This window comes from Dactylosporangium sp. NPDC000244, assembly GCF_040300725.1.
In the GTDB taxonomy this organism is placed as follows: Bacteria; Actinomycetota; Actinomycetes; order Mycobacteriales; family Micromonosporaceae; genus Dactylosporangium.
The window spans coordinates 257,869-271,931 of record NZ_JBEPEH010000009.1; the positions used below are offsets into that span (position 1 = coordinate 257,869).

Genomic DNA, 14,063 nt, shown 5'->3' on the forward strand with positions numbered 1-14,063 from the left:
AGCGACAGTGATCAGAAGGCTGCTGGTAGCCAACCGCGGCGAGATCGCCCGCCGGGTGTTCGCCACCTGCCGGGCGATGGGGATCGAGACGGTCGCCGTCTACTCCGACGCCGATGCCGACTCGCCCCACGTGGCCGAGGCGGACTACGCCGTCCACCTGCCCGGGAACTCCCCGACCGCCACGTACCTGCGCGGCGATCTGCTCATCGCGGCCGCGCGCAAGTGCGGGGCGGATGCGGTACACCCGGGCTATGGCTTTCTGTCGGAGAACGCCGAGTTCGCCCGCGCGGTCATCGACGCCGGCCTGACCTGGGTCGGCCCGTCGCCCAAGGCCATCGCGATGATGGGCTCGAAGCTGGAGGCGAAGGCGCTGCTGGCCGACGCCGGGGTGCCGATGCTGCCCACCGCCGTCGAGCCCGAGGACGTCGACACCTTCCCGGTGCTGGTCAAGGCGTCCGCGGGCGGGGGCGGGCGGGGTATGCGCATCGTGCGCGACCGCGAGTCGCTCGCCGAGGCCGTGGCCGCCGCCCGGCACGAGGCCGCGTCGGCGTTCGGCGACGGGACGGTGTTCTGCGAGCGGTACGTCGAGCGTGCCCGCCACATCGAGGTCCAGATCATGGCGGACTCGCACGGCAACGTGGTCCCCCTCGGCGAGCGCGAGTGCTCGATCCAGCGGCGGCACCAGAAGATCGTCGAGGAGACCCCGTCGCCGGCGGTCGACCCGCAGTTGCGCGACCGGCTCTGCCAGGCGGCGATCGCGGCCGCCCGGGCCGTGTCCTACGTCGGCGCCGGCACCGTGGAGTTCCTGCTCGCGCCGAACGGCGAGTTCTTCTTCCTGGAGATGAACACGCGGCTGCAGGTCGAGCACCCGGTGACCGAGTGCGTGATCGGCGTCGACATGGTCCGCCTCCAGCTCGTCGTGGCCGAGGGCAGTCCGCTGCCGTTCAACGGCCCGCCGCCGCTGCGCGGGCACGCGATCGAGGTCCGGCTCTACGCCGAGGACCCCGCGTACGCCTGGATGCCCTCGACCGGCACCCTGCACCGCTTCGACGTCGCCGGGGTCACGCACACGTTCGGCCCGCTGCCCGCGCCCGGGCTCCGGCTGGACTCGGGCGTCGCCGACGGCTCGGTCATCGGCGTGCACTACGACCCGATGCTGGCCAAGCTCATCGCCTGGGCGCCGACCCGCGCCGAGGCCGCGCGCATGCTCGGCGGGGCCCTGGCCCGGGCGCACATCCATGGCGTGACCACGAACCGGGACCTGCTCGTGCGGGTGCTGCGGCACTCGGCGTTCCTGTCCGGCGGCACCGACACCGGGTTCCTGGACCGTCACCCCGAGGTCTTCGCGCCGCTGCTGTCCTCGGTCGACGCGGTGCGCCTGTCCTGTCTCGCCGCCGCGCTCGCGGGGGCCGCGCGGCGGGCCAAGACCGCGCTCCTGCCGGGGCTGCCCTCGGGCTGGCGCAACGTGCCCAGCGCGCTGCAGACGGTGGTGTACGAGGGGCCGACCGGCACGATCGAGGTCGGCTACCGGCTCGACCGGGCCAACGACCTCGCGGCCTGGGCGGTGCGCCGCATCGACCCCGAGGACATCGGCCTGCCCGGCGCCGCGCTCGACCCCTCCGGCGCGCCCGACCACCCGCCGGCGGCGATCCTCTCCGCCACCGGCGAGCGGGTCGTGCTCGACGTCGGCGGGGTGCGGCTGCAGTTCTCGGTGCACGAGGTCGACGGAGTGTCCTTCGTGGACAGTTCCGAGGGCTCGGTGACGCTGAGCGAGCTGCCGCGCTTCCCCCTGCCCTCGGCCGACCAGCCGGAGGGCTCGCTGGTCGCGCCGCTGCCGGGCGCGGTCGGCCGGGTGCTCGTGGTGCCCGGCCAGCGGGTCGCGGCCGGCGACCTGCTGCTGACGGTGGAGGCGATGAAGCTCGAGCACCCCGTGCACGCCCCCACCGACGGCGTCATCAGCGACCTTCGGGTCGCGGCCGGCTCGCAGGTCGAGTCCGGCGCACTGCTGGCGGTGCTGTCCCCCTCATAGCCCTTGGAGTTTTGCGTGGACTTCGACTACACCCCTCAACAGCAGGACCTGCGCGACGCGGTGGCCAAGCTGGGCAAGCGCTTCGGCCACGAGTACTTCGTGCGCAAGGCCAAGGCCGGCGAGCACTCCGACGAGCTCTGGCAGGAGGCGGCCAAGCTCGGCTACCTCGGCGTCAGCGTGCCCGAGCGCTACGACGGCGGGGGCGGCGGCATCACCGAGCTCGCGATCGTCTGCGAGGAGCTGGCCGCGGCCGGCTGTCCGCTGCTGCTGCTCGTCGTCTCCCCCGCGATCGCCGCGACGATCATCGCCAAGCACGGCACCGAGGCCCAGCGGCAGAGCCTGCTGCCTGGCTTCGCGTCCGGCACCCTCAAGGTCTGCTTCGCCATCACCGAGCCCGACGCCGGCTCGAACTTCCACAAGCTCACGACGGTCGCCCGGCCCTTCGAGGGGGGCTATTCCCTGACGGGCCGGAAGGTGTACATCTCCGGCGTCGACGAATCCGGCAAGATCATGGTCGTGGCGCGCCTGGAGGACGAGCGCACCGGCAAGCTGAAGCCCGCGATCTTCGTGGTGCCGTCCAACGCCCCCGGGCTGACCGCGACGAAGATCGACATGGAGATCGTCAGCCCGGAGAACCAGTTCCAGCTGTACCTCGACGACGTGCGCGTCCCCTCCGAGGCGCTCGTGGGCGAGGATCCCGAGGCGGGCCTCCCCGCGCTGTTCTCCGGCCTCAACCCCGAGCGCATCACCGTGGCGGCGATGGCGTGCGGGACCGCGCGGTACGCCCTCGAGCGCGCCTCGGCCTACACCGCCACCCGCTCGGTGTGGGGCCGGCCGATCGGCAGCCATCAGGGCGTCGCGCACCCGCTGGCGCACGCGCACATCCAGGTCGAGCTCGCCCGGCTCATGGTGGCGAAGGCCGCGACCCTCTACGACGCGGGTCGCGATCTCGAGGCCGGGGTCGCGGCGAACATGGCCAAGTACGCCGCCGCCGAGGCCGCCGCGCTCGCGGTCGACACGGCGATCCAGTCGCTGGGCGGGAACGGGATGACGACCGAGTACGGCGTGTCGACCCTGCTCGGAGCCGTGCGTGCGGGCCGGATCGCGCCCGTGTCGCGGGAGATGATCCTGAACTTCGTCTCGCAGCACCTGCTGGGGCAGGAGAAGTCGTACTGACGACACCACCGGGGAGTGATGGGCCTATTCGCGCCCATCGCTCCCCAGCCCCGCCCGACCTGCGCAAACACCGCGAGGCGATCGGGCGGCACCGCGCGACCACGCGTCCCGGCACAGCAACGCACCACGACACGGCGACTCGGCCCGACGCGGCCACGCGGCCTGAAACGACACGACGGGCCCACGGCTCCGGCGGGCGCTCGGCGTTGCGGCGTCCCGAGCCGGCGGCCGGCCGGTGCTAGCGGCTCTTGTGCAGCTGCTCGCCGGTCATCGCATTGTCGCCGCGGCCGGCCAGGCAGCGGAACGTCGTCGGGCCGGTCCGCTGCTCCGCCGCGCTCGGCAGCATGACCGAGATCTCCCAGCCGGCCGCGCCGATGTTCACCGCCACCAGGGTGTTGATGCTGCACACCGCGGACACGGCCGGGTCCTTGCGGCTGGTCACCTTGCTGCCGACGGGCAGGTCGCCGTAGGCGAACGCCTCCCACGTGTGCACCCCGTCGCAGGAGGTCACCGTGAGTTTGACGTCGAAGCACTCCGGGGTGCTCGAGCAGTGCGCCTCCGTGACGGCGACCGGGCCACAACCGGTGGTCGGCGGGGCGGCGAGCGCCGAGGCGGACGGGGTCGGGCCCGGGGAGCCGTCGCCGAAACCGTAGGCGATGGCGACACCCACCAGCGCCGCCACCGCCACCAGTCCGATGGTCACACCGACCCACAGGCCGCGCCGGCTCCCCGCCGGAGGCCTGACCGGCGCGACGAACGGGTCCGACGGCGGCGCGGCCGGCGGCCCCGCATCCGCGACCGCCGCCACGCCACCCGAGCCGGAGCCGAAGACCCCACCGCCGGAGCCGAACGCGCCAACGCCGGAGCCCGACGACGGAGCCGAACCGGAGCCGGAGCGGTGCAGGGGGTCGGTCGCGGGCTCATCGGGGCCGGCCTCGTGCGGCACGGTCTGCTCCGGGTCGCGGGGGAAGCCGCCCAGGAACGGCGAGTCCAGCAGGCGGTCCGCGGGCGGCGGAGGGGGCGTGGGCGGCAGCGGCGGCGAGGTGTAGACGGGCTCGACCGGTGGGGAGCCGAGCGGGGGCACGATCACCGGCGGAGTCGGCGCGAACTGCAGGGCGATCAGGGCGTCGCGCAGCTGCAGGGCGGTCGGGCGCCTGGTGTCGTCGTTGGCCATGCCCGCGCGCAGGATCGCCATCAGCTCCGGAGGGCAGCCGGGCAGGTCGGGGATGTTCTCATTGAACATGTCGACCAGCGAGAGCAGGCTCGGCATCTGGTCCTCGCGCCAGCGGGGCGGGCGGCCGCGCATCAGGGCATAGAGGGTGGCGCAGAGCGCGTAGACGTCGGCGGCGGGCCCGGGCGGGGCGTGGCGGAAGGTCTCGGGCGGGGCGTAGGCGGGCGTGAGCACGTCGAGGGTGATCGACACGTCGCGCCACTCGGCGAGGATGGCCAGGCCGAAGTCGGCGAGGGCGGGCTCGCCGAAGCGGCTGAAGAGGATGTTGGCGGGCTTGACGTCGCGGTGCAGGACGCCCAGGGAGTGCGCGTCCGCCAGGGCGTCGGCGATCTTGAAGCCGACCTCGCGGACCTCGGTCGCGCTCAGCGGGGCGGAGCGCATGCGCTCGGCGTAGGAGCCGTCACAGAGCTCCATGATCAGGTAGGGGTGGCCGTCGCCGGTGATGCCCGCGTCGAAGAGGTCGACCACGTGCGGGTGGCTGGACATGCGGCCCGCCGCGCGCGCCTCGCGCATGAAGCGGCGGCGGTCGCGCTCGGTCTCCAGGGTGCGGTTCTCGACCTTGACGGCGACGTCGCGCCCGACCGACTCCTGCTGGGCCCGGTAGACGGTGGCATACCCGCCACGGGCCAGCACCGAGAACCCGGTCAGGCCGGGCACCGAGGGGAGCGGAGCCGATGCGGTCACGCTAAGACGGTACGGCAGGGGTATGACAGTTCTCCGTCACGCATCGGCCACAGCCGACTTTCAGGACTCGGCCCCCGCCGCAACGGAGTCGTCCGCGCACGCTCGGTTGGCTTCGAGGGCTTCGGCCAGCACCGCTGCCGCATAATCGCGACCGCGAACGTCCTCGCCCGCCGCGCCCTGCGCCTGCCGCGCCCAGTCCAGCGCCTCGGCGTTGCGCCCGGCCGCCAGCAGGGCCGCGGCGTAGGCGGCGATGGCCTGGCGGCGCGAGAAGATCACCGAGGGGCCGGGGCGCTCGGCGGCGACGCAGCCCAGCGTCTCCAGCGCCGTGGGCAGGTCGCCCTGGGCCAGGCGGGCCAGGCCGAAGAGCACCCGCGGCCCGACCTTGGCCGGCTCCAGCACGTCGTGGGTCTCGACGACCTGCAGGACCGCCCGCGCGTCGGCCTCGGCCGCGACGGGGTCGCCGCGGTCGAGCGAGACGAAGCCGCGCATCGTGCGCGACATGCCGAGCAGCAGCGGGTGCCCGGTCTTCTCGCCCCACTCGGTGGCGTCGCTGAGCAGGTCGTACGCGTGCGCCGGCTCGGACAGCTCGCGCGCGACCACGCCGCGCACGACCAGTGCCAGGCCGCGGCCCCAGTCGTCGCCGGCCGCGGCGAACTCGCGGTAGGCCCGCCGCGCCTCCCGGTCGGCCTCGGCGAGGTCGCCGCTCTCGGCCGCCGCGAACGCCTCGACCGCGCGCAGGGTGCCGACCGCCCACGCGTCGCCGACCCGCTCGCCGAACGGCAGGAACGCCTTGGCCAGCCGCCGCGCCTCGCCGAGCCGGCCCGCGAGCAGCCGCACGAACGCCGTGGTGCCCCGCAGCCAGGCCCGCCCGACCGGGTCGCCGAGCTCGGCGAAGCGGCGGGCGGCCCGCCCGAGCGCCGCGTCGGCGCCGGCGAAGTCGCCGCGGGTGGTGGTGACCCAGGCCAGGTGCTGTAGCGACCACGCCTGGGCGCGCCGGTCGCCGGCGGTGACCGCGATCTGGAACGACTCGGCGAACCGGCCCCCGGCCTCGGCCAGGCGCCCCTCGAGGAAGTCGGCCATGCCGAGGCGGCGCATGGCGTCACCGCGCTCATACGTCAGGTGCGCCGCCGTCGCCGCGTCGAGGGCCTCGGACAGCGTGCCGTAGCTGCGCCGGTGATCGCCCATGGCCCGGTAGGCCCGCCCGGCCACGAGCAGCGCGCCCACCCGCACGCCCGCGTCGTCGCCCGCGTTCGCCGTGATCTTTTCGGCGTACCCCAGCGCCTCCGCCGACCGCCCGAGCTGCAGCAACGCCCGGGCGTGCACGAGCCGGTCGGCCGCGGGCAGCGCGCCGCCGCCGAGCACCGCGGCCCGATCGGCGGCCTGCGCGGCCTGGGCCGGCTCGCCGGAGGACAGCGCGGCCCGGGCGGCCCGGCCCAGCGCCTGCACGCCCAGCGGCGCGGCGGAGCGGGCGAGCGAGTCCGGCCGCAGCCCGACGACGTCGGCGAGCCGGCTGGCCCGCTCGGCGTGCTCGGCGATGAACGCGTCGGCGGAGCCGAGGGTCAGGTTGAGCCCCGCGACGTTCCCGGTGCCGCCGGCGGCCAGGAAGCTCGTGACGGCCGCGGCCGCCCAGCGCGAGAGCGCGGCGTGCCGCTCGGCGAGGTCGGCCTTGCCGATGCCCGCGTAGGCGGCCTCGCGCAGCAGCGGGGTGGCGAAGGCGAACCCGCCCCGCCCCCGGCGCAGCATGCGCCGCTGCAGCAGCTCCTCCACGGCCCGCTCCAGCTCGACCGCGGCCACGACCGCGGGCCGGGCCGGCTGGCCGGGCGGGTTGAACCGCAGCGCCTCGAGCGCCCGGGCGGGCACGGTGTCGCCGATGACGGCGGCGTCGCGCAGCACGGCCCGGGTGTCGGCGGGCAGCGCGTCGATGCGGGCCGCGAGCACGGCGGCGAGGTCGCGGGAGAGCAGGCGGCCGCCGAGCGAGCCGGGCGCGAGCCGCCAGCCGGGCGGGTCGGTGCCGGCGACGGTGGTGAGCGCGCCCCGCTCCTGCAGCAGGGTGACGAGCTCGGCAAGGTAGAACGGGTTGCCCTGGGCGGTCGCGAGGAGCCGGTCCTCGTCGGCCGGGGCGACCCGCCCGCCCCCGAGATAGGCCGTCAGCAGCCGGGCGGCGTCCGCGCCTCGAAGCGGCGGGATCGGTACGACCTCAGCATCCGCGATCCGGGTCAGCACCCCCGCCGAGCGCACCAGCTCGGGCCGGCCGAGCAGCACGATGAGCACCGGGCCCTCGAGCCGCTCGATGGTGGCCCCGAGCGCGTCCAGCGTCTCGGCGGTCGCGTCGTGCAGGTCGTCGACGATCACCACGAGCGGCGTCTCGGCGGCCAGCCCCGACAGCAGCTCGGCCACGGCGGCCGGCACGACGTCGAGGTCCAGCTCGTCGGGCTTGCCGCCGGGCGCCACCCACGCGGTGTCGCCGACGACCTCGGTGTAGCCGATCAGGCTCAGCAGCAGGTCGCTGGCGAACCGCGGCGGCTCGGGGCGCCCGCGCGCGGCCCGGGCCAGGCGCTGGGCGAGCCGGCGCAGCCGTTCCTCGACCGCCTCGCGGGTCAGCGCGGCGTCCGGGGGCAGGCCGATCGCGGCGCGCACGAGGTCGGCCAGCGGGGCCAGGCGCCGCCGCTCGCCGAACGCCGCGCAGTGCACGGAGAGCACGCGGGCGCCGCCGCCCGGGGCGAACCCGGCGCTCGGGGTGTAGCCGGCGCCGCCGAGGTATCCGGCGGCGAAGCGCTCGATCTCGCCGGCCAGCCGCGACTTGCCCAGGCCCGCCTCGCCGGTGAAGACCAGCACCCGCGACTCCTGCCGGTCCGCGATCTCGGCGAGGCGGCCCGACACGCGGCCGAGCTCGGGCTCGCGGCCCACGAACGGCGCCTCGTCGCCGAGGCCGGAGCGGGTGCCGGGCGCGTCGAGCAGGCCGAGCAGCTCGTAGGCCTCGACCGGCTCCCGCTTGCCCTTCAGCCGCAGCGGGCGCAGCGCCCGCCAGGAGGCCAGGCGGCGGGTGGAGCTCGAGGTGCGGTCGCCCGCGTACACCGCGCCGATCGCGGCCGCGTCGGCGAGCCGGGCGGCGGTGTTCACGGTGTCGCCGATGACCGTGTATTCGATGCCGGCCTGCACGCCCGCGACGACCGGGCCGGTGTTGAGGCCGATGCGCAGGCCGAGCGGGGCGCCGCCGCCGCGCTCGTCGTCGAGGACGCGGCGGACCGCCCGCTGCATCGACAGCGCGGCGCGCACGGCCCGCTCGGCGTCGTCCTCGTGCGCGACCGGCGCGCCGAACACGGCCATGATCCCGTCGCCGGTGAGCTTGTCGACGTGGCCGCCGAAGGTCTTCACCGCGCCCGCGAGCGCGGCGAGCACCCGGTCGGTGACGGCGCCGACGCGCTCCGGGTCGAGATCCTCCGACCAGGCGGTGAAGTCCGACAGGTCACCGAAGAGGACGGTGACGATGCGCCGCTCGGCCGCCGGCAGGGTGGCGGCCGCGGGCAGCGCCGAGCCGCAGTGGTGGCAGAACCGCGCACCGGGAACGGCCACGGTCCCGCACACCGAACACGTCACGCCGTCACCTCCGCTGCGCTCCGGTGCCGCCGCGACCCCCGGGCTGAGTTTGCCGGTGAGCGGCCCCTCTGCCTCGCTGCGGACCGCTCACGTTGCATCCAAACCATCAGGGGCCGGATGTGATTCCCGTCGCAGAAAATCGAGCTGCGCGCGCACGCTCATCTCGGCGGCGAACCAGAGCGAGCGGTCCACGTCGGCGTACACCTTGGCCACGACCTCGGGCGCGTCGGTCGCGCCGGCCGCCACCGCCGCCCGCACCTGCTCCAGCCGCGCCTCGCGGTGCTGCCGGTAGAACCGGGCCGCGACCCCGGTGTCGTCGAGCGCGGGGCCGTGCCCGGGCAGCGCGGGGCGCCCGTCGAGCGCGGCCAGCCGGCCGAGGCTGCCCAGGTAGTCGCCGAGGTCCCCGTCGGGCCAGGCCACGACGGTGGTCCCGCGCCCGAGGATGGTGTCGCCGGTCAGGACGATCTCCTCGCCGCCCAGCCGCACCAGGAAGCACACCGAGTCCTTCGTGTGCCCGGGGGTGGCCAGCGGCTCGACCGTGAGGCCGTCGGCGTCGAGGTGCTCGAGCACCGGCGGGTGGTACACCCGCGCCCCGGTGAGCCCGGCCAGCCGCTCGACACCCTCGGTGTGGTCGAGGTGGCCGTGGGTGAGCACGATCGCGGCGACGGGCGCGTGCGCGGCGACGGCCCTCAGGTGCCCCTCGTCGAGCGGGCCCGGGTCGACCACGACGCTGCCGCCGCCGGGGGCGCGCAGCAGCCAGGTGTTGGTGCCGTCGAGCGTCATCGGGCCCGGGTTGGGCGCGCGGACGAGCGTCACCCAGTCGGGCAACGTCTCGAGCACTTCGGCGGCAGGGGTGGTGACGTGGCTTACCACGAATGTGATCCTACGGCGGGGTACTTCGCCTCACACGTCACCCGACCGGCCAGTAGCCGACCCCGCGGGCGGTACGCCACGGGGTCGGCCGGCCACCCGGCGTCAGGCCACTTCGAGGATCGCCTCGACCTCGACGGGCGCGTTCAGCGGCAGTGCCGAGACCCCCACGGCGCTGCGCGCGTGCTTCCCGGCGTCGCCGAACACCTCGCCGAGGAGCTCGGAGGCGCCGTTGACCACGCCGGGCTGCCCGGTGAAGCCCGGCGCCGAGGCGACGAACCCGACGATCTTCACGACCCGCACGACGCTGCCGAGGCCGACGAGGGCCTCGACCGCCGCGAGGACGTTGATGGCGCAGTTGCGGGCGAGGTCCTTGGCCTGCTCCGGGGTGACCTCGGCGCCGACGAGCCCGGTGGCGGGCAGGGCCCCGTCGACCATGGGCAGCTGGCCCGAGACGTACACGTGGTTGCCCGTGCGCACGGCGGGGACGTACGCGGCGACCGGCGGTACGACCGGCGGAACGGTGATCCCGAGCTCGGCCAGGCGGGCGTGGACGTCACCCATGTCAGCCGGCCTTCGGGCGCTTGAAGTAGGCGACCAGGTTCTCCGGGTTGGGGCCGGGCACGATCGCCACCAGCTCCCAGCCCTCCTCGCCGAAGTTGTCGAGGATCATCTTCGTGTTGTGGACCAGCAGCGGCGCGGTCAGGTACTCCCATTTCTGCATGTGGGGACAGTAACGCCGGGCCGTCCGGGTTTGTCGGGCACAGCCTGATATCGGGACCCCCCATGGGTGGCCCCATGACGCTACTGTGAGGGCCGCCGTCGCGAGTGTCGCACAAAGGTGGGAGAAATGACGCAACCGCCCCCGTATCCGGGCCAGCCGGAGTATCCGGGCCAACCCGGACAACCCGGGCAGTCGGGTTGGCCGCCGCCTCCGCCGGTGCAGGACCCGTTCGCGCTGCCGCCGCAGCCCGAGCAGTACACCGTGCAGCCGCCGAACCCGGACCCGTACGCGCCGCCGCCCACCTCGGCCCCGCCGATCTCCGGGCAGCCCTACGCCCAGCCCTACCCACCGACCGGCGCGATGTCGCCCACGGGCGCGTTCGGGCAGCCCACGGGGCAGTTCCCGCCGCCCACCGGCCAGTTCCCGACCGGGCCGATGGCCCCGGCCAGCGGGGTGCCGCACCCGGGCATGGCGCCGCCGTTCTCCGGCCCCCCGGCCCAGGGCTACCCGGTCTACCCGCAGCAGGCCCCGGTCAAGAAGAAGCGCGGCCTGATGATCACGATGATCATCCTGGGCGTCGTGATCGTGCTCTGCGGCGGTGGCGGCGCCGCGGCCTACTTCGTGGTCCAGAACAACCAGGGCACGGGCGCGCCGACGGCCTCCGAGGCGGTCAACAGCTTCCTCACGGCGGTGTACAAGAACAAGAGCGTCGACGACGCGCTCAAGTACGTCTGCTCCTCCTCCCGCGACAAGGCGAAGCTGACCGCGCGCATCCAGGAGATCCGCACCTACGACAGCAGCCTCAGCAGCCCGACGTACACCTGGCCCGCGCCGACGGTCGAGAAGCAGAGCAGCGACGAGGCGACGCTCACGACCACGGTCAAGGTGACCACCAGCGACGAGAAGGTCGCGGAGACGAAGTACCGGTACATCGCCTCCCACGGCAAGGGCTGGTTCGTGTGCGAGATCACCGCCGCGTGACGACGGGCCTCGACCAGGTAGCGTCGAGGGTGTGACGGCGCGCGAGTCTTCCGACGGGCGGGGCGGCTACGGCTGGCCCGCCCGTCTGCATGTGGTCACCGGCAAGGGCGGCACGGGCAAGACGACCGTGGCCGGCGCCCTCGCGCTGGCGCTGGCCCGCGACGGGAAACGGACCCTGCTGATCGAGGTCGAGGCGCGGCAGGGCATCGCGCAGCTCTTCGACCGCGACCCGCTGCCCTACCGGGAGGTCCGCATCGCCTCGGCCCGCGGCGGCGGGGAGGTGCGGGCGCTGGCGGTCGACGTCGAAGAGGCGCTGCTGGAGTACCTCGAGATGTTCTACCGCCTCGGCGTCGCCGGACGGGCCCTGCGCAAGGTCGGCGCCGTCGACTTCGCCACCACGGTCGCCCCGGGCCTGCGCGACGTGCTGCTGACCGGCAAGATCAAGGAGGCGGTCACGCGCACCGCCGACGGCCGCCGGGCCTACGACGCCGTCGTGCTCGACGCGCCGCCGACCGGGCGGGTGGGCCGGTTCCTCAACGTGACGGCCGAGACGGCGCGGCTGGCCAAGGTCGGGCCGATCAAGACCCAGAGCGAGGGCGTGGCGGCCATCCTGCGCTCGCCGATGACCGCCGTGCACGTGGTCACCCTCCTGGAGGAGATGCCGGTCCAGGAGACCTCGGACGCGATCGAGGAGCTGACCCGGCTGGGCATCCCGATCGGCACCGTGATCGTCAACGCCACCCGCCCGCCGGTGCTGGCCGGGGTGAAGGTCACCCAGGCCGACCTGCGCCGGGGCCTGGCCGCGGCCGGCGTGACGGCCGACAAGGAGATGCTGGGCGGGCTGGCCGGGGAGGCGCGGGCCTACCAGACCAAGGTCGCCGCAGAGTCCTCCCTGCGCGCGGAGCTGCTCGGTCTCGGCCGGCCGGTGGTCGAGCTGCCGGTGATACCCGAGGGTGTGACCGTGGCGACCCTCGAGTCGCTCGGTGATCTGCTCCTCACGTCTGCTTGAGGATGCTCGCAGCGGATACGCTCGCAGGGTGCCTCCCACTGCCGAGACGCCCGGATCGCCCGACCTGGATCTTGACGCGATCCTCGCCGACCGCGCGATCCGGATCGTGGTCTGCTGCGGCTCGGGCGGAGTCGGGAAGACGACAACGGCCGCGGCTCTGGCGCTGCGGGCGGCCGAGGAGCACGGCCGCCGCACGGTCGTCCTGACCATCGACCCGGCCCGGCGGCTGGCCCAGGCGCTCGGCCTGACCGAGCTGGACAACACGCCCCGCCAGGTCAAGGGCCTCCAGCCGGACTCGGCCGAGCTGCAGGCCATGATGCTGGACATGAAGCGGACCTTCGACGAGGTCGTGCTCGCGCACACCGACCCGAAGAAGGCCGAGGAGATCTTCGCCAACCCCTTCTACCAGGCCATGAGCTCGACGTTCTCGGGCACGCAGGAATACATGGCGATGGAGAAGCTGGGCCAGCTGCGCGCCCGCGACGAGTGGGACCTCATCATCGTCGACACCCCGCCGTCGCGCTCGGCGCTGGACTTCCTCGACGCGCCCGCCCGGCTGTCGCGGTTTCTCGACGGCAAGATGCTGCGCCTGCTGCTCGCGCCCGCCCGGACCGGCGGCCGCAGCGTGTTCAACCTGGTCTCGGCCTCGTTCGGGCTGTTCAGCCGGACCGTGCAGAAGATCCTCGGCGCCCAGTTGCTGACCGACCTGTCGGGCTTCGTCGGCGCGCTGGACTCGATGTTCGGCGGTTTCCGGGAGCGCGCCGAGCAGACGTACCGCGTGCTGCAGGCCCCCGAGACGGCGTTCCTGGTCGTGGCGGCGCCCGAGCCCGACGCCGTGCGCGAGGCGGTCTACTTCGCCGGGCGCCTGGGCGCGGACCGGATGCCGCTCGCGGGCCTGGTGCTCAACCGGGTCGTGCCGGTCGCGGCGCCGGCGCTGTCCTCCGCCGACGCCCGGGCGGCCGCGGAGCGTCTCGACGAGCTCGGCGGCCACCAGGCGACGGCGGACGTGCTGCGCGTGCACGCGGAACTGGCCGACCAGCACGATCGGCAGGCGGCGGTCTCCGGCCGGTTCCTGCGCGCCCACCCCGGCGTGCCGGTCGTCCGCGTGCCCGCACAGCCCGCCGACGTCCATGACCTCGACGGGCTGCGCGCGATCGGCGCGACCTTCGCGTAGAGCGCGACCGGCGCGACCCCCGCGTGAAGCAAACGGCTGCGATCAGCCGGTCGGCACCAGCTCCTTGGCGTCCTTGCTGGTGCTGTTGCGGTCCATGGCCGCTTCGAACATCTTGCGCCAGCTCGGCACCTGCGGGTGGCGGCGCAGCAGGGCGCGGCGCTCGCGCTCGGTCATGCCTCCCCACACCCCGAACTCGATCCGGTTGTCGAGGGCGTCCGCCAGGCACTCGTACCGCACGGGGCAGCTCCGGCAGATCCGCTTCGCCACGTTCTGCTCGGCACCCTGGACGAACAAGGCGTCCGGGTCGCCATTGCGACACGCGGCGATGCTGGGCCAGTCGACGACCATGCTCATATTTCCTCTTCCCCCCTTGGACTCCCCCCGGGTCCATCCGCCGTGCTTGCCCCGGCGAAAAGCGCCCAAACCACGTCCCCCCATGGCATTCGGGTGCAGTTCGCCGGATTGCCCGGCGCGACAGCAGGGTCCCCGGCCACGGGAACCCCGAGAGGAGCTTTCCGGAACATCATGCTCTGTAGTCGTCCAGTTACGCAACGTTGTTGCACCAGGTTAACCGGCCTTTCGCGTTCC

At 74.3% G+C, this 14,063-nt stretch carries 11 protein-coding genes; 5 read left to right on the forward strand and 6 right to left on the reverse strand.

Annotation, left to right across the window (positions count from 1 at the left end):
• Positions 1 to 7 precede the first annotated feature (7 nt).
• Both ABT369_RS15360 and ABT369_RS15365 read left to right on the forward strand, forming a co-directional pair.
• The gene (locus tag ABT369_RS15360; RefSeq protein ID WP_350612376.1) at positions 8 to 2,029 is read left to right on the forward strand and encodes an ATP-binding protein; all 2,022 of its coding nucleotides are present in this window, start codon (positions 8 to 10) and stop codon (positions 2,027 to 2,029) included.
• 15 nt (positions 2,030 to 2,044) lie between these two features.
• Entirely contained in the window at positions 2,045 to 3,205 is a 1,161-nt protein-coding gene (locus ABT369_RS15365; protein WP_350612378.1) for an acyl-CoA dehydrogenase family protein, read from the forward strand.
• A gap of 238 nt (positions 3,206 to 3,443) precedes the next feature.
• On the opposite strand, the gene ABT369_RS15370 is transcribed toward ABT369_RS15365, so the two are convergent.
• From ABT369_RS15370 to sp36, 5 genes are all read right to left on the reverse strand, one after another.
• A complete protein-coding gene (locus tag ABT369_RS15370) occupies positions 3,444 to 5,120 on the reverse strand; it encodes a serine/threonine-protein kinase (RefSeq protein ID WP_502891760.1) in 1,677 nt (558 codons plus the stop codon).
• A 60-nt stretch (positions 5,121 to 5,180) separates the two neighbouring features.
• Entirely contained in the window at positions 5,181 to 8,717 is a 3,537-nt protein-coding gene (locus ABT369_RS15375) for an adenylate/guanylate cyclase domain-containing protein (RefSeq protein ID WP_350612379.1), read from the reverse strand.
• Positions 8,718 to 8,804: 87 nt separating this feature from the next.
• Complete coding sequence (locus ABT369_RS15380) at positions 8,805 to 9,590, reverse strand: MBL fold metallo-hydrolase (RefSeq protein WP_350612381.1); 786 nt, start codon at positions 9,588 to 9,590, stop codon at positions 8,805 to 8,807.
• 102 nt (positions 9,591 to 9,692) lie between these two features.
• On the reverse strand, positions 9,693 to 10,151 hold the full coding sequence (locus ABT369_RS15385; RefSeq protein ID WP_350612383.1) for a RidA family protein: 459 nt from the start codon (positions 10,149 to 10,151) through the stop codon (positions 9,693 to 9,695).
• A 1-nt stretch (position 10,152) separates the two neighbouring features.
• Entirely contained in the window at positions 10,153 to 10,311 is a 159-nt protein-coding gene (gene sp36 / locus ABT369_RS15390; RefSeq protein WP_190251269.1) for a Sp36 family protein, read from the reverse strand.
• Between the two features lie 126 nt (positions 10,312 to 10,437).
• Here sp36 and ABT369_RS15395 point away from each other — a divergent pair, with 126 nt between their 5' ends.
• From ABT369_RS15395 to bagB, 3 genes are read left to right on the forward strand one after another with little or no spacing between them, the layout of a single operon-like run.
• Positions 10,438 to 11,292, forward strand: coding sequence for an Rv0361 family membrane protein (locus ABT369_RS15395; RefSeq protein ID WP_350612384.1), 855 nt, complete (start codon positions 10,438 to 10,440; stop codon positions 11,290 to 11,292).
• Positions 11,293 to 11,323: 31 nt separating this feature from the next.
• A complete protein-coding gene (gene bagA, locus ABT369_RS15400; RefSeq protein ID WP_350612385.1) occupies positions 11,324 to 12,301 on the forward strand; it encodes an ATPase BagA in 978 nt (325 codons plus the stop codon).
• Positions 12,302 to 12,329: 28 nt separating this feature from the next.
• Complete coding sequence (gene bagB / locus ABT369_RS15405) at positions 12,330 to 13,475, forward strand: ArsA family ATPase (RefSeq protein ID WP_350612387.1); 1,146 nt, start codon at positions 12,330 to 12,332, stop codon at positions 13,473 to 13,475.
• A gap of 42 nt (positions 13,476 to 13,517) precedes the next feature.
• Here bagB and ABT369_RS15410 read toward each other — a convergent pair whose 3' ends face one another.
• Entirely contained in the window at positions 13,518 to 13,829 is a 312-nt protein-coding gene (locus ABT369_RS15410; protein WP_350612388.1) for a WhiB family transcriptional regulator, read from the reverse strand.
• Positions 13,830 to 14,063 lie beyond the last annotated feature (234 nt).